13 protein-coding genes are annotated in these 14,658 nt (G+C 70.0%); 7 read left to right on the top strand and 6 right to left on the bottom strand.

The features are described 5' to 3' along the window. Positions 1-57: 57 nt before the first annotated feature. Positions 58-1,203 carry a PP2C family protein-serine/threonine phosphatase gene (locus tag QMK30_RS18685; protein WP_283519422.1) on the bottom strand — a complete coding sequence of 382 codons (1,146 nt, stop codon included), beginning with the start codon at positions 1,201-1,203 and terminating at the stop codon, positions 58-60. A gap of 106 nt (positions 1,204-1,309) precedes the next feature. Here QMK30_RS18685 and QMK30_RS18690 point away from each other — a divergent pair, with 106 nt between their 5' ends. Further along, the gene (locus QMK30_RS18690; RefSeq protein WP_283519423.1) at positions 1,310-2,542 is read left to right on the top strand and encodes a GNAT family N-acetyltransferase; all 1,233 of its coding nucleotides are present in this window, start codon (positions 1,310-1,312) and stop codon (positions 2,540-2,542) included. Positions 2,543-2,690: 148 nt separating this feature from the next. Here QMK30_RS18690 and QMK30_RS18695 read toward each other — a convergent pair whose 3' ends face one another. Next, positions 2,691-3,500, bottom strand: a complete 810-nt coding sequence (locus QMK30_RS18695) for an Fpg/Nei family DNA glycosylase (RefSeq protein ID WP_283519424.1) — start codon at positions 3,498-3,500, stop codon at positions 2,691-2,693. A gap of 76 nt (positions 3,501-3,576) precedes the next feature. Next, on the bottom strand, positions 3,577-4,065 hold the full coding sequence (locus tag QMK30_RS18700) for a ribose-5-phosphate isomerase (protein WP_283519425.1): 489 nt from the start codon (positions 4,063-4,065) through the stop codon (positions 3,577-3,579). A gap of 159 nt (positions 4,066-4,224) precedes the next feature. Between QMK30_RS18700 and QMK30_RS18705 the strand changes: the two genes are divergently transcribed. Beyond that, positions 4,225-5,712, top strand: coding sequence for an amino acid permease (locus QMK30_RS18705; protein ID WP_283519426.1), 1,488 nt, complete (start codon positions 4,225-4,227; stop codon positions 5,710-5,712). On the opposite strand, the gene QMK30_RS38805 is transcribed toward QMK30_RS18705, so the two are convergent. Next, positions 5,676-6,377 carry a serine/threonine kinase C-terminal domain-containing protein gene (locus tag QMK30_RS38805; protein ID WP_502963166.1) on the bottom strand — a complete coding sequence of 234 codons (702 nt, stop codon included), beginning with the start codon at positions 6,375-6,377 and terminating at the stop codon, positions 5,676-5,678. The two genes, QMK30_RS18705 and QMK30_RS38805, sit on opposite strands and share 37 nt — an antisense overlap. Here QMK30_RS38805 and QMK30_RS18715 point away from each other — a divergent pair. Beyond that, positions 6,261-6,641: an LPXTG cell wall anchor domain-containing protein gene (locus QMK30_RS18715; RefSeq protein WP_349362081.1), complete on the top strand. Its 381-nt coding sequence runs from the start codon at positions 6,261-6,263 to the stop codon at positions 6,639-6,641. The genes QMK30_RS38805 and QMK30_RS18715 overlap by 117 nt on opposite strands. Before the next feature lie 72 nt (positions 6,642-6,713). Here QMK30_RS18715 and QMK30_RS18720 read toward each other — a convergent pair whose 3' ends face one another. Further along, positions 6,714-7,316 carry a biotin transporter BioY gene (locus tag QMK30_RS18720; protein ID WP_283519428.1) on the bottom strand — a complete coding sequence of 201 codons (603 nt, stop codon included), beginning with the start codon at positions 7,314-7,316 and terminating at the stop codon, positions 6,714-6,716. Between the two features lie 286 nt (positions 7,317-7,602). Between QMK30_RS18720 and QMK30_RS18725 the strand changes: the two genes are divergently transcribed. Together QMK30_RS18725 and QMK30_RS18730 are read left to right on the top strand one after the other, a co-directional pair. Then, complete coding sequence (locus tag QMK30_RS18725) at positions 7,603-9,009, top strand: amino acid permease (RefSeq protein ID WP_283519522.1); 1,407 nt, start codon at positions 7,603-7,605, stop codon at positions 9,007-9,009. Positions 9,010-9,126: 117 nt separating this feature from the next. Then, the gene (locus QMK30_RS18730) at positions 9,127-10,569 is read left to right on the top strand and encodes an amino acid permease (protein ID WP_283519429.1); all 1,443 of its coding nucleotides are present in this window, start codon (positions 9,127-9,129) and stop codon (positions 10,567-10,569) included. 46 nt (positions 10,570-10,615) lie between these two features. Here the strand turns inward: QMK30_RS18730 and QMK30_RS18735 are convergent, their stop codons facing one another. Continuing rightward, positions 10,616-12,058 (bottom strand): FGGY-family carbohydrate kinase, encoded by a 1,443-nt coding sequence (locus QMK30_RS18735; protein WP_283519430.1) that lies wholly within the window; start codon positions 12,056-12,058, stop codon positions 10,616-10,618. A 175-nt stretch (positions 12,059-12,233) separates the two neighbouring features. On the opposite strand from QMK30_RS18735, the gene QMK30_RS18740 reads away from it, so the two are divergent. Both QMK30_RS18740 and QMK30_RS18745 read left to right on the top strand, forming a co-directional pair. Continuing rightward, a complete protein-coding gene (locus tag QMK30_RS18740) occupies positions 12,234-13,655 on the top strand; it encodes an ABC transporter substrate-binding protein (protein ID WP_283519431.1) in 1,422 nt (473 codons plus the stop codon). Positions 13,656-13,661: 6 nt separating this feature from the next. Then, positions 13,662-14,621 carry a carbohydrate ABC transporter permease gene (locus tag QMK30_RS18745; RefSeq protein WP_283519432.1) on the top strand — a complete coding sequence of 320 codons (960 nt, stop codon included), beginning with the start codon at positions 13,662-13,664 and terminating at the stop codon, positions 14,619-14,621. Positions 14,622-14,658: the final 37 nt, after the last annotated feature.

A 14,658-nucleotide genomic window follows, 5' to 3' on the forward strand; every position in this document is an offset into this window, starting at 1 on the left:
GTCCCGGACGCCGCTCCCGGAGGCCGCGCCCCCCGGCACCACCCCACCGCACCCACCTCACGCCTCATGGCAAATGAGAAGCAGGGCCCGATCATCATTGACGTCCTTGGCAACAGCCTCGATGAGATGCCAGGCCGCGCCCTCAAAACCAGAGGCGACGTAACGGTCGGCCTCCCCCGTAAGCCGGTCGATGCCTTCCGTGATGTCCCGCCCCGACGCCTCGACCAAACCATCCGTGAACATCATCAAGACATCGCCGGGGCACAGCGAGCCCTTCACCGGATCGAACTGGGCACCGTCGTAGACCCCGAGCAACGGCCCGACGCCGGTCTTCTCCTCCCAACGCCCGCTGCCCGCGTGGAGCTGGAGGGCCGGCAGGTGGCCCGCCGACAACAGCTCGTATTCGCCGGAGTCCAGATCGAGCACCAAATGAATGGAGGTGGCGAAGCCCTCGTCCCAGTCCTGGCGGAGCAGATACGCGTTCGCGGCAGGGAGGAAGCCGTGCGGCGGGAGCTGCCCGAGGAGCCCGCCGAACGCGCCCGACAGCAGCAGCGCCCTGGACGCCGCGTCCATGCCCTTGCCCGACACATCGGTGAGGACGACTTCCAGCGTGCGCCCCCCGTTCGTGCGGGCCGCGACCACGAAGTCACCGGAGAACGACTGCCCGCCGGCCGGCCGCAGCGCCATCTCGCGGTGCCACTTCTGCGGGAGGCGCGGCAGCGCGCTCTGCACACGGATGCGCTCACGCAGGTCGAAGAGCATGGTGCCGCCGCGCCGCCACGGGACGCCGACCCTGGCCCTGAACTGCGCGATGACCAGCCCGAAGAAGCCGCACGCGGCCACGGTCAAGACAGTGCCCGGGGTGACGCGTGCCGGCCCCTGCGTGTACGGGCCCAGCACGATCGACTCGACGATGAGCGCGGCGGCGGCCGCCGCGTACAGGCTGAGCAGGCTCGCGGGCCGGAGCAGCAGGCCGCCGGCGACGATCGGCAGGACCAGCGCGGAAGGCGCGCACCAGATCGGCATGGCCATCGTGCCCAGCGCGATGGCGGGGACGGTCAGCAGGAGACCGGCCAGCGCGATCCAGTCGGAGCCGTCGCCGCGGAAATAGTCGACGCCGGACTTGCGCAGCGCTATCCGGACCCGGTGCGCCGACTTGCGCGTCCGGGCCGAGAACGATTCTGCTCCTACTCCACGTGCCATTGCGGTGGACCCTATCCATCTCGGGCACTCCTCCGCAGGGGGACCCCCGTGACATTGTGTTCGAAATCGGATCGCTCGAATGCCGGAGCGCTGGTACTCATGGCATATGACTACAGAACTTCGGGTCCTGCGGCCGGACGAGTGGGACGAGTGGTACGGCAAGTTGGAGCTCGCCTTCGGTGGTGTCGCGGAAGCCCCGGAGGAGCGGAAGCTCTGGCGCGAGCTGACGGAACTCGACCGGTCGATCGGCGTCTGGGACGGCGAGGAGTGCGTGGGCACGGCCGGAGCGTTCAGCTTCCGCCTGTCGGTGCCGGGCGGCGCGCTCGTGCCTTCGGCGGGCGTGACCATGGTGAGCGTGGCGGCGACACATCGGCGGCGCGGGATCCTCAGGTCGATGATGCGGCGCCAGTTGGACGATGTACGGGCGGCCGGTGAGCCGCTCGCCGTGCTGACCGCGTCCGAGCCCGCGATCTACGGCCGGTTCGGGTACGGCTGCGCCACCCAGCAGCTGTCCGCAGAGATCAACACCTCGCGGGTGCAGCTTGCGGTGCCGGCCGGGACGGACGAGGTGCGGGTGCGGTTCGCGAAGCCCGCCGACGCCCGGGACGCGTGCGAGGCGGTGTACGCGCAGCTGGTGACGGGTCGGCCCGGCATGGTGGCGCGCGCGCCCGGCTGGGACGGCCTGCCCCTGGTCGACCCGGAGAGCGACCGCGAGGGCGCCTCACCGCTGCAGTGCGTACTGGCGGAGCGGGACGGGGAGATCGTGGGGTACGCCCGCTACCAGGTGAAGCCGGACTGGGAGTGGTCGGGGCCCGAAGGGATCGTCCTGCTGCGGGACTGCGAGGCGCTCGACCCGGCGGCGTACGCGGCGCTGTGGCGTTTCCTCTTCGACATCGACCTGACGTCGAGGCTCCGGACGCGCAACAGGCCGGTGGACGACGCCTGGCAGCAGCTGGTGTCCGACATCCGCCGGTGCGAAGTACGGGTGCGCGACTCGCTCCATGTGCGGCTGGTGCATGTCGGCGCGGCCCTGGAGGCCCGGACCTACCAGGCGCCCGTGGACGTGGTGTTCGAGGTCACCGACGCCTTCTGCCCATGGAACGAGGGGCGTTGGCGGCTGACGGGTGACGCCAAGGGCGGCGCGTCCTGCAAGCGGACCGACGAGCCCGCCGATCTGGCCCTGTCCGTAAGGGAGTTGGGCGCCGCGTATCTCGGCGGCACGAGCCTGACCTCACTGGCGGGCGCGGGCCGGGTGCTGGAGTGGCGGCACGGGGCGCTCACGGAGGCCTCGGTGGCGTTCGGCTCGGACGTCACACCGTGGCTGCCGCACGGCTTCTAGTGTCCTGGTTTCGAGATCCGGCATCGCCGATTTCAAGATCGGCGCCCCGGCTGACCAGGCGGTTGATACTGCACGCGCCTGACGTGGTGCGGCCGAAACTCGAATCCACCCCACTTAAGTCACTGGTATTGCCACTAGCCCTGGTCCCTCAGCGCTGCTGACAGCCGGGGCACCAGAAGAGATTGCGGGCGGCGAGTGGGGCGATACGGATCTCCGCGCCGCAGATGTGGCAGGGCAGGTGGGCCCTGCGGTAGACGTAGACCTCGCCACCGTGGTCGTCGACGCGCGGCGGGCGGCCCATCTCGTCCGGCGTGTGCTCGGGGCGGACGGTGTCGATGCGGTTGTTGCGTACGCCCTCACGCATGAGGGCGGCGAGGTCCGCCCAGATCGCGTCCCACTCGCGCCGGGTGAGGTCCTTGCCCGCGCGGTACGGGTCGATGCCGTGCCGGAAGAGGACCTCGGCGCGGTAGACGTTGCCGACGCCCGCGACCACCTTCTGGTCCATGAGCAGGGCCGCGACGGTGACCCGGCTGCGCGAGATCCGCCGCCAGGCCTTCTCCGCGTCCTGGCCGCCGCGCAGCGGGTCGGGACCGAGCCGCTCGTGTATCGCCTGCTTCTCGGCGTCCGTGATCAGGGCGCAGGTGGTGGGGCCGCGCAGGTCGGCGTACGCGTCGGCGTTGACGAGTCGCAGCCTGACCGTGTCGGTCGGGGGCGGGGCCGGGGCCGCGCCGAAGCCGAGCTTGCCGAAGAGGCCGAGGTGGATGTGGACCCAGCCGGGGCCGCCGAAGCCGAGGAAGAGGTGCTTGCCGTGGGCGTCCGTGTCGTCGAGGACATGGCCGTCGAGGAGCGCCGCGCTGTCGGAGAACCTGCCCTGCGGGCTGGTGACCCGGACCGGCCGGCCCGCGAAACGGCCGCGGTGGTCATCGGCGAGGCGGTGGATCGTATGCCCTTCGGGCACGGCGTCGCTCCTCGGGGACATGGCCGTGCCGCCGGGGGGCGATGCCCCGGCGGCACAGGGAGAACGGTCGGCTCGGTCAGTCCTGCCGCGGGTGGTGCGCCGGGACCGGGGGAAGGACACCGGTCGTCTCGTACGCGGCGAGCATGTCGATGCGGCGCTGGTGGCGCTCCTCACCCGTATAGGGCGTGGACAGGAAGATCTCGACGAACTTCGTCGCCTCTTCCTGGGTGTGCATCCGGCCGCCGACCGAGATCACATTGGCGTTGTTGTGCTCGCGGCCGAGGGCAGCGGTCTGCTCGCTCCAGGCCAGTACGGCCCGTACACCCTTGACCTTGTTCGCGGCGATCTGCTCGCCGTTGCCCGAGCCACCGATCACGATGCCGAGCCCGTCGGGGTCCGCGGCGGCCTTTTCGGCGGCGCGCAGGCAGAACGGCGGGTAGTCGTCCAGGGCGTCGTAGATGTGGGGACCGCAGTCCACGGGCTCGTGGCCGTGGGCCTTGAGCCACTCGACGAGGTGGTTCTTGAGTTCGTATCCGGCATGGTCGGAACCGAGGTACACGCGCATGGGTCGAGTGTGGCACGAGCCGAGCCGGGTAGCAGTCGCCGGGGTCGGGACCCCGCTCCCCGTACAACGATCCGGATTCGGCTCTTCCGTCCTGGATGAACATCGGGTTTCAATGCGGGGGCTCGTCACCCGAGTGAACCGAGAAGTTAAGGATTGTGCATGAGCACGCAGCCGACCCTTACGAAGGCAGGCGAAAACCCGGAGGAACCCGGGAATTCGCAGCCTACCGATGGTCTCCAGGCCGGTCTGAAGAACCGCCATCTGTCCATGATCGCCATCGGCGGCGTCATCGGCGCCGGCCTCTTCGTCGGGTCGAGCGGCGGCATCGCCGCGGCGGGTCCGGCGATCCTCCTGTCGTACGCACTCGTGGGCACGCTCGTCGTCTTCGTGATGCGGATGCTCGGTGAGATGGCCGCGGCGAACCCGACCTCCGGGTCGTTCTCGGCCTACGCGGACCGCGCCCTCGGGCGCTGGGCGGGCTTCTCGATCGGCTGGCTCTACTGGTTCTTCTGGGTCGTGGTGCTCGCCGTCGAGGCGACCGCGGGCGCGTTGATCCTCGAAGGCTGGATACCGGCCATCCCGCAGTGGGGCTGGGCGCTGATCGTGATGGTCGTGCTGACCGCCACGAACCTGGCCTCGGTGGCGTCGTACGGCGAATTCGAGTTCTGGTTCGCGGGGATCAAGGTCGTCGCGATCGGCGGCTTCGTGATCATCGGCCTGCTCGCGGTCTTCGGCGTACTGCCGGGATCGGACAACCCGGGGGCGGGCTTCGCCCACCTCACGGACAGCGGCGGATTCTTCCCCAACGGGCCCGGCGCGATCCTGACCGGCGTCCTGATGGTCGTCTTCTCCTTCATGGGCAGCGAGATCGTCACGCTGGCCGCCGGTGAGTCGGAGGACCCGCAGCGCGCCGTCACCAAGGCCACCAACAGCGTGATCTGGCGTATCGGCATCTTCTACCTCGGCTCGATCTTCGTCGTGCTCACGCTGCTGCCGTGGAACGACAAGTCGATCCTCAAGGACGGTTCGTACGTCGCCGCGCTGAACTCGATCGGTATCCCGCACGCGGGTCAGATCATGAACGTCATCGTGCTCACCGCGGTGCTCTCCTGCCTGAACTCCGGGCTCTACACGGCCTCGCGCATGGCGTTCTCGCTGGGCAAGCGCGGGGACGCGCCGAGGTCCTTCGCCAAGACGGTCGGCCGCGGCGTTCCTCGCACGGCGATCCTCGCGTCGGTCGCCTTCGGCTTCATCGCCGTCTTCTTCAACTACATGTGGCCGGACACGGTCTTCGCGTTCCTGTTGAACTCGTCGGGCGCGGTGGCGCTGTTCGTGTGGCTGGTCATCTGCCTCACGCAGCTCAAGATGCGCGGGATCATCCTGCGCGAGGCGCCGGAGAAGCTCGTCGTGAAGATGTGGCTCTTCCCGTACCTGACGTACGCGACCGCCGCGATGATCGTGTTCGTGATCGGCTACATGATCTACGACGACGGTGAGCCGCGCAAGCAGGTGCTGCTGTCGCTGCTGGTCGCGGCGCTGGTGGTCGGTATCGCGCTGATCCGCGAGAAGCGGCGGAAGAACGCCTCCGGCGACTCGGCCGGTCCGGCGGATCAGAGCGGTGTGAAGGAGTCCGTCACCCGCTCGTAGGTGCGCGGGGCTTCGGTCCTGGTGTCGGCCGCGTACCAGATATTGACCTGGTACGACTTGGCGCCGACGTTGAAGCCGAGCTGGCGGGCGCGCCAGGGCCGGCCGTCCTGCGTGAAGAAGTACTCCCAGATGATGGCGGGCCTGTCCTGGAAGGCGGTGCGCTCCAGGCGCTCCTTCCGGTAGCCGGGAACGTCCTGGGACCCCTGCTCGGCCTGTTGCCACCGGGCGAGAAGATCGCCGCCGCGTGCGAGTGCGTACGAGGCGGCGATTTCTTGCTGTCCGTCGGGCGAGTGGTAGTGGACGTTGGACGGGCTCTTGGCGCTGCGCGTCCAGCCCTTGGGCGGCGCCCAGGCGAACCCGGTCTCGTTGCGGCTGCCGGGGGGCGGCGTGGCGGTGGGCCCGGTGCTGCCGGCGTCACTCGGCGGGCGGGAGGTGCCGGCGACGGTCGGACTGGACGAGGGACCGCCCCCGGTATCGCCGCCCGGGTCGCCGGCGGGGGCCAGCTGCCCGACGGGTCCAACAGCGGCTTCGCCTGTGTCATCGACAACGTGGCGGCGGGCGAGGACCGTTCGTACGCCGTCACCGCGACGTACGACCTCCAGAAGACCGGCAAGATCTGTCTGCCGGTGACGGAGGGCACCGGCAAGAAGCTGCTGTGGCAGCAGGGTCCGGTCGCCTTCGGTACGCCGAAGCCGACGCCGAACGCGCCCGACACCCCGTTGCCGCTCGGCACCGACAACACCCCTGCGGCGCAGGGCGACAAGCCCGCCGAGCCGTCGAAGCCCGGCAAGAGCGCGAAGCCCGGCAGGCCCGCGGACCTGCCGTCCACGGGCATCGGGGACCGCACCCTGGCACTCGGCCTGGCCGGTGCGCTGCTGATCGCGGCGGGTGGCGCCGGGTTCCGGTGGACGACCCGCCGGGCCCGGTGACGCAAGGGCACAGAAACGGGTGAGGGCCCGCACCAACTGGTGCGGGCCCTCACCGACTTCGTACGCGCGGACTCAGTCGCGGCGTCCCATCAGCTTCCAGGTCGCGGGCAGCGCGCCCATCGCCAGGGCCGCCTTGAGCGCGTCACCGATGAGGAACGGCACCAGGCCCGCGGCGATCGCGGCGCTCAGTGACATGCCGGTGGACAGGGCCAGGTACGGCACGCCGATCGCGTAGATGAGCGCCGAGCCGAGCACCATCGTGCCCGCGGTGCGCAGCACCGAGCGGTCGCCGCCGCGGCGCGCGAGTGCGCCGACGACCGTGGCCGCGAGCAGCATGCCGAGGATGTAGCCGAAGGTCGGCATGGCCATGCCCGACGCGCCTTCCGCGAACCACGGCACTCCCGCCATCCCGACGAGCGCGTACAGCGCGAGGGAGAGGAAGCCGCGGCGGGCGCCGAGCGCCGTGCCGACCAGGAGCGCGGCGAACGTCTGGCCCGAGACCGGGACGGGCGAGCCGGGCACCGGGAGGAATATCTGGGCCGCGGCGCCTGTGAGGGCGGCGCCGCCGAGCACCAGGACCGCGTCGCGGGCGAAGGCGCGCGACGCGTTGGTGGCGGACGGCAGCAGGTCCGCGAGGACCGCTCCGGGGCGGGTGGGGACGGCAGCAGTGCTCATCGGGGCTCCGCGGGCTAGGGCAGGAAAGGGGAAGGCAGGAAGGGACACCGTGACGTTAGCCCAGGGGTTAACGGGCGATCACCATCAGCCGCCGACAAAGCGGGGGTTGGCCTCTTGGTGGGATTCACACAAAGAGCGGTCGACAATCTCCGCGCATGCGTGACACGCGTCACGGAGCGACAAGTGCACAGTGGCTCTTTTGCGGAGAAGGGCAGTGCTCGGCGAGACTGTAGGTTCCCCATAAACGTCGCGGAACATTCCGAGAATCATGAGAGTGACGAGCGCCATGCACGACGCCCCGCCCGGCTCCCCGTCCTCCACTGCCGCCCCCTTGGCCACCGAGGCCGAGCCCCTCGCGCACGGACTCAAACAGCGGCATCTGACCATGCTCGGTCTCGGCGGGGTGATCGGCGCCGGGCTGTTCGTCGGCTCGGGCGCCGGGATCGCGGTCGCGGGCCCCGGCATCGTGATCTCGTATCTCCTCGCGGGCACGCTCGCGATGATGGTGATGCGGATGCTCGGCGAGATGTCCGCGGCGATCCCCGCCTCCGGGTCCTTCTCGGTGCACGCGGAGCGGGCGCTCGGGCGCTGGGCGGGCTTCAGCGTGGGCTGGCTGTACTGGTTCCTGCTGGTCGTGGTGCTGGCGGTGGAGGCGACGGCCGCGGCGCAGATCGCGAACGGCTGGGTGTCATCGGTGCCGCAGTGGGCCTGGGTGCTGATCTTCATGGTCGTGTTCACCTGCGCCAACCTCGCCGCCGTGAAGAACTTCGGGGAGTTCGAGTTCTGGTTCGCCGCGCTCAAGGTCGGCGCGATCGTGCTCTTCCTGGGTCTCGGACTGCTGGCGATCTTCGGCGTGCTGCCCGACACCGACCCGGTCGGCATGAGCAATCTGACCGGCCGGGGCGGGTTCCTCCCGCACGGCTGGGAGGGCGTGGTCTCCGGCGTACTGACCGTGGTCTTCGCCTTCGGCGGCCTGGAGGTCGTCACGATCGCCGCCGCCGAGACCGACGACCCGGCGCGCGCGGTCGGCCGCGCGGTGCGCAGCGCGCTGTGGCGCATCCTTTTCTTCTACGTCGGGTCGATGCTGGTCATCGTGACCGTGCTGCCGTGGACCGCGCAGCAGGCGGGGCTCAGCCCGTATGTCACCGTGCTCGACTCGATCGGGGTGCCGTCCGCCGGGACGATCATGAACATCGTGGTGTTCGTGGCGCTGCTGTCCGCGCTCAACGCCAACCTCTACGGCTCGTCCCGCATGATCTTCTCGCTCGCCGAGCGGGGTGAGGCGCCGCGCGGCCTGCTCAACGTCTCCGGCGGTGGCGTCCCGCGCCGGGCCGTCCTCGCCTCGGTGGCCTTCGGCTTCGTCTCCGTACTGCTCAATCTCCAGTGGCCCGACACCGTCTTCCTCTACATGCTCAACGCGGTCGGCGCCGTGCTCCTGTTCGTCTGGGGTCTGATCGCCGCGTCCCAGCTGCGGCTGCGCCGCCGCATCGAGCGCGAGGCGCCCGAGCTGCTGACACTGCGGATGTGGTGCTTCCCCTGGCTTACCTGGGCCACACTGGCCGGCCTTGCCGCCGTACTGCTGCTGATGCTGACCGACGACACGGCGCGACCGCAGCTGCTGTGGTCGGGAGCGGCGACCGCGGGAGTGCTACTGGTGGCGGCCGTGAGGGAGTTGCGGGCGCCACGTGCATGAGCGTTCACGAAGCGTGAGCGTGGTGTCCGTATAGCGGTCAACTGTTCCCTGTGAGCGGGGCGCTGCCCAGACTGTGGGCTCAGTTTCCCCGTCTCAGCTACTGAACAGGGCTCGCCCATGTCTCGGACCTCCGCGCCCCCGCCGGCCGACACCCAGGCCGGCGCCAGCGCCGGCCCCACGGTGGATTCGCCGCTCACGCACGGACTCAAGCAGCGTCATCTGTCGATGATCGCCCTCGGCGGTGTCATCGGCGCGGGCCTCTTCGTCGGATCCGGCGCGGGCATCGCCGCCGCGGGCCCCTCGATCGTCGTCGCGTACGCGATATCCGGCCTCCTCGTCATGCTCGTGATGCGCATGCTCGGCGAGATGTCCGCGGCGAACCCGGCCTCCGGCTCCTTCTCGGTGCACGCGGAACGGGCGATCGGCCCGTGGGCGGGCTTCACCGCGGGCTGGGCGTTCTGGGTGCTGCTGTGCGTGGCAGTCGGTCTTGAGGGCATCGGCGCCGCGAAGATCATGAGCGGCTGGCTGCCCGGGACGCCCGAGTGGGCGTGGGTGGCGCTGTTCATGCTGGTCTTCCTCGGCACGAACCTGGCATCCGTGAAGAACTTCGGCGAGTTCGAGTTCTGGTTCGCCGCGCTCAAGGTCGGCGCGATCGCGCTCTTCCTGATCATCGGCCTGCTGGCGATCTTCGGCGTGCTGCCTGGCACGGACGCCCCGGGCACCAGCAATCTCACCGGCGACGGCGGGTTCATGCCCCAGGGCTCCGAGGGCCTGGTGATCGGCCTGCTCGCCTCGGTCTTCGCGTACGGCGGCCTGGAGACGGTCACCATCGCCGCGGCCGAGTCGGAGAAGCCCGTCGAGGGTGTCGCCAAGGCCGTGAGGACGGCGATGTGGCGCATCGCGATCTTCTACATCGGCTCGATGGCGGTCATCGTCACGCTGGTCCCGTGGGACAACCCGGATGTCGCCAACCCCGACAAGGGCCCGTACGTCACCACCCTCGACCAGCTCGACATCCCGGGTGCGGGCACGGTCATGCAGATCGTGGTACTGGTGGCGCTGCTCTCGGCGATGAACGCCAACATCTACGGCGCCTCGCGCATGGGCTACTCGCTGGTCGCGCGCGGCCAGGGCCCCAAGGCGCTGGGAAAGATCTCCGGCGGTGTCCCGCGGATCTCGGTGCTGGCCTCCTCCGTCTTCGGTTTTCTGTGCGTGCTGCTCAGCTACTGGCGCCCGGACGACGTCTTCCCGTGGCTGCTCAACATGATCGGCGCGGTCATCCTGGTCGTCTGGATCTTCATCGCCGTCTCGCAGTTGCTGCTGCGTCGGCGCACGGAGCGGGAGGCTCCGCATACGCTGGTCGTGAAGATGTGGGCGTACCCGGTGCTGACCTGGGTCGCGCTGATCGGCATGGTCGGCATCTTCGTCCTGATGCTGCGCCAGCCCGGCACCCGCGACCAGCTGCTCGCGACGGGGGCGCTCACGCTGGTGCTGGCGGGGATCGGCTTCGGGACGCAGAAGTCCCGCGAGAAGGCGGGTACGCGCACGAACGCCGCCTAAAACGGCTGCCGCTCAGCGCAACCGCGTGCGCGTCACCGCGTGCGCGTCACCGCGTGCGCGTCACCGCGTGCGCCGCCACCTCCGGCGGCAGCCACCCCCGCGCCTCCAGCTCCCCCACCAGCCGGGCGTACGGCTCCGCGAAGGCCTCCGTGCGTCCGGGGCGCGGGTGGACCACCTCCCGGACGCGCACCATCGCCTCCGCCGCCTCCGCCAGGTCCCCCGCCTCCCCCGCACCGTGCGCGGCCAGTACCGCCATGCCCAGGGCAGGCTCCGTCTGTTCGGGGATGCGGGCCGGGCGGCCCAGGATGTCGGCGCGCAGCCCGTTGAAGTACGCGCTGCGCGCCGCGCCGCCGGTGAAGGTCAGCGGGCCGTCGACCGGGGCTCCCAGGAAGTGCAGATAGTCCAGGCACAGGCGCTCCGCGTAGCCGATGCCCTGGAGCAGCGCGGCCCAGTGGTCGCCCTCCGAGGTACCGCCGCCGAGTACGAACGCGGTGGCGTCCGGGGCACTGAACGGGAAACGCTCGCCGCGCGAGGCGAGCGGGTAGGCGAGGGCGACGGCCGGTTCGTGGTGGGCGGCGAGGCGGTCGAGGCGGGCCGGGTCGGCGCCGGGGAAGGCCGCGTTCAGTGCGCCGGCCCCGACACTGGACGCGCCGCCGGGCAGCCAATTGCCGTCCGGGGAACGGTGGTTGTAGACGATTCCGGTGCTGTCGTGGACGGGGGCCGCGGTGACGCCCTTGAGGACGAGGGTGGTGCCGAGGACCGAGTTCCATGAGCCGATGCGCAGGGCGCCGGACGCGATCTGCGCCGCGCACCCGTCGGTCATGCCGGCGACGACCAGGGTGCCGGCCGGGATGCCGGTCTCGGCCGAAGCCGCGTCGCCGACCTTGCCGAGGGTGGCTCCGGGGCGTACGACCTCGGGGAACAGGCTCGCGGGCAGGCCGATCCGGTCCAGGGCGCCGCCGGGCCAGGCGTCGTGTTCCAGGTCGTAGCCGGTCTTCAGGGCGTGGCTGGAGTCGGTGGCGACCGGCCCGCCGGTGAGCCGGGCGTTGACGGTGTCGGCCTGGTGGGCGAGGCGCACCGCCCCGGCCTGCCCGTTGCGCCGCCTGGCCAGCCACAGCACCTTGGGCAGGCCCCAGCTCGGCGGCAGCCCCGCCTCGGCGGCCTCCGGCCCGGCGCGCCCGTCGTCGTACATCAGGCCGGGGGTGAGGGGGTGGCCGTGCGCGTCGGTGAGCAGCACGGTGCCCGAGGTGGAGCAGACGGCGAGCGCGCGGACCCGGCGGGCGGCAACGCCGTTGAGTGCGGCCCGTGTTGCCGTGCGGACGGCGGCCCACCAGTCGGCCGGGTCCTGCTCGTGGCGCACCCCGTCGCGTTGGCCGGTCAGCGGGGCCGAGCCGCTGCCGATGAGGTGCCCCCGGGTGGTGGCGAGGACCGCGCGCACGCCCTGTGTCCCGAGATCGATGCCCAGCCATGCCGTGTCGTCGGACCGCACACGATCCTCCCGCGCGTATCGGCGCCATGTGTGAACTTCTCACTGTGCACCGAGATTTCCCGTTGCGCGAGGGATTGACGCCCAACTGCCCCTGTTCCAAGCTCTGTTAACTAGTCGACTGCACTTGTTAGGGGGCCCCGGGGGCCCGGGACGGACACGAGCAGCGGAGGTCGGGATGGACATGCGCGGACAGGACAGGCGGCGGTTCCTCGCCCTGACGGCGGCCGCTTCCGCCACACCGCTGCTCACCGCCTGCGGTGCGGGGTTCGGCGGCGACGAGAAGAAGAGCGACGGCTCGGCGGCCGACGACGTCACCGGGTCCTTCGACTGGAAGAAGGCCAAGGGCAAGACGGTCAAGGCGCTGCTCAACAAGCACCCGTACACCGACGCCCTGATCGCCGATCTGAAGGCGTTCACCTCGAAGACGGGCATCAAGGTCGAGTACGACGTCTTCCCCGAGGACAACTACTTCGACAAGCTCACCGTCGACCTGTCCAGCGGCCGGGCGTCCTACGACGTCTTCATGCTCGGCGCCTACATGGTCTGGCAGTACGGGCCGCCGGGCTGGCTGGAGGATCTGGGCCCGTGGATGCGCAATTCCTCGGCGACCGGCTCCGAATGGGACCAGGCCGACTTCTTCCCCAACCTCCTGCAGGCCGACCAGTGGTCCCTGAAGGCGGGCGCCCCGTTGGGGCAGGGCGGGCAGTACGCGCTGCCGTGGGGCTGGGAGACCAATGTTGTCGCGTACAACACCGAGGTGTTCAAGAAGCTCGGGCTCAAGCCCGCCGAGACCTTCGACGAGCTGCGGGAGATCTCCGGCGCCATCAAGCGCCGGGCGCCGGGCGCCGGCTTCGACGGGATGTACGGGGTCGCGGTGCGCGGGTCGCGCAGCTGGGCGACGATCCACCCCGGCTTCATGACGATGTACTCGCGGTACGGGCTCAAGGACTTCACCGTCGACGGAGGCAAGGTCAAGCCCGCCATGAACTCCCCCAAGGCCGTCGCCTTCACTCAGGACTGGGCCGAGATGATCAAGAAGGGCGGCCCGCCGTCCTGGACGTCGTACACCTGGTACCAGTGTTCCAGCGACCTCGGCGCGAAGAAGGCCGGGATGCTCTTCGACGCCGATACCGCCGCGTACTTCCAGGCGGTGGCGGGCGCGTCGCCCGCCTCCGGGAAGATCGCCTTCCACCCGGGGCCCAAGGGTCCCGACGGGTCGCTCGCCACGAACATGTGGATCTGGTCGCTCGGCATGAACGCCAAGAGCAAGAACAAGCACGCGGCGTGGCTGTTCCTCCAGTGGGCGACCGGCAAGGAGCATCTGCGCAAGGCGGCGATCGAGGGCAACCACATCGACCCGGTGCGCAAGTCCGTCAGCCAGGACGGCGCGTACAAGGACAAGATGAAGGACATTCCCGGCTTCATCGAGACCTTCGAGACGGTCGTGGACCAGACGAAGATCCAGTTCACGCCGCAGGAGCAGTTCTTCGACGCGACGACGAGCTGGGCGGCCTCGCTCCAGGAGATCTACGGCGGCAAGAACGCCAAGTCCGTGCTGAACGGGCTGGCGAGCGACCTGGCGTCGAAGGTCGGGTGACGCCGCATGTCGTCCCTCACCGAGACCGACCACGGGGCGGTCTCACGCGAGGGGGGTGGGCCGCCGGCGCGGGCGGTGCCGCGCTGGCGACGTTCGCTGCGGCCCTATCTGCTGATCGTGCCGGCCCTGCTGCTGACCGGTGGGATCCTGTATCCCTTCGGACTCGGGCTGTACTACACGGTCTTCGACTTCGCGGCGAGCAAGCCGCAGCCCGACTTCGTCGGCCTGGACAACTATCGGCGGATCTTCACCCAGTCGTCGTTCTGGGACTCGGCGTGGGTGACGGTGCTGTACGCGGTGGGGGCGGCGGCCGTCGAGACGGTGCTCGGGGTGGCGGTGGCGCTGCTGCTGCACCGCTCGACGCTCATCGGGCGGGTGCTGGAGAAGATCCTCATTCTGCCGTTGATGATCGCGCCGGTGATCGCCGCGATCATGTGGAAGCTGATGCTCCAGCCGAGCGTCGGCGTCATCAACTACCTGCTTGAACCCTTCGGGTTGGGGGGCGTCCAGTGGACGGACACGCCGACCGGCGCGCTGCTCTCCTCGATCGCCGTCGATGTGTGGGTCTATACGCCGTTCGTGGCGATCCTGGCGCTGGCCGGACTGCGCTCCCTACCGGCCTCCCCTTTCGAGGCGGCGGCGGTGGACGGGGCCAACTGGTGGTTCACCTTCCGTAAGTTGACCCTGCCGATGCTCTGGCCGTACGTCCTGGTCGCGGTGATCTTCCGGTTCATGGACTCGCTGAAGGTCTTCGACATCATCTACGCACTCACCGAGGGCGGCCCTGGCGACTCGACCGTGGTGCTCCAGATCCGCGCGTACCTGGAGGCGATCCGCTTCCAGCGGTACTCGTTCGGGATCAGCTACATGATCGTGCTGTGGGCGGTGGTCTACCTGGTCACGATGGTGCTGGTCCGCTACCTCGGGAAGATCCAGAACCGGGCGGCGGAGGTGCCTCAGAAGTGAGACTGCCCGGCGCCCGGGGGGCGGGTCAAGGAGCGGC

The organism is Streptomyces sp. H27-C3, from assembly GCF_030063415.1.
Lineage (GTDB): Bacteria > Actinomycetota > Actinomycetes > Streptomycetales > Streptomycetaceae > Streptomyces.

Bases quoted from the DNA above. Each gene is read 5' to 3' on its own strand.
- QMK30_RS18685 (WP_283519422.1), bottom strand. From the start codon at position 1,203: ATGGCACGTGGAGTAGGAGCAGAATCGTTCTCGGCCCGGACGCGCAAG.
- QMK30_RS18690 (WP_283519423.1), top strand. From the start codon at position 1,310: ATGACTACAGAACTTCGGGTCCTGCGGCCGGACGAGTGGGACGAGTGG.
- QMK30_RS18700 (WP_283519425.1), bottom strand. From the start codon at position 4,065: ATGCGCGTGTACCTCGGTTCCGACCATGCCGGATACGAACTCAAGAAC.
- QMK30_RS18705 (WP_283519426.1), top strand. From the start codon at position 4,225: ATGAGCACGCAGCCGACCCTTACGAAGGCAGGCGAAAACCCGGAGGAA.
- QMK30_RS18720 (WP_283519428.1), bottom strand. From the start codon at position 7,316: ATGAGCACTGCTGCCGTCCCCACCCGCCCCGGAGCGGTCCTCGCGGAC.
- QMK30_RS18725 (WP_283519522.1), top strand. From the start codon at position 7,603: ATGCACGACGCCCCGCCCGGCTCCCCGTCCTCCACTGCCGCCCCCTTG.
- QMK30_RS18730 (WP_283519429.1), top strand. From the start codon at position 9,127: ATGTCTCGGACCTCCGCGCCCCCGCCGGCCGACACCCAGGCCGGCGCC.
- QMK30_RS18740 (WP_283519431.1), top strand. From the start codon at position 12,234: ATGGACATGCGCGGACAGGACAGGCGGCGGTTCCTCGCCCTGACGGCG.
- QMK30_RS18745 (WP_283519432.1), top strand. From the start codon at position 13,662: ATGTCGTCCCTCACCGAGACCGACCACGGGGCGGTCTCACGCGAGGGG.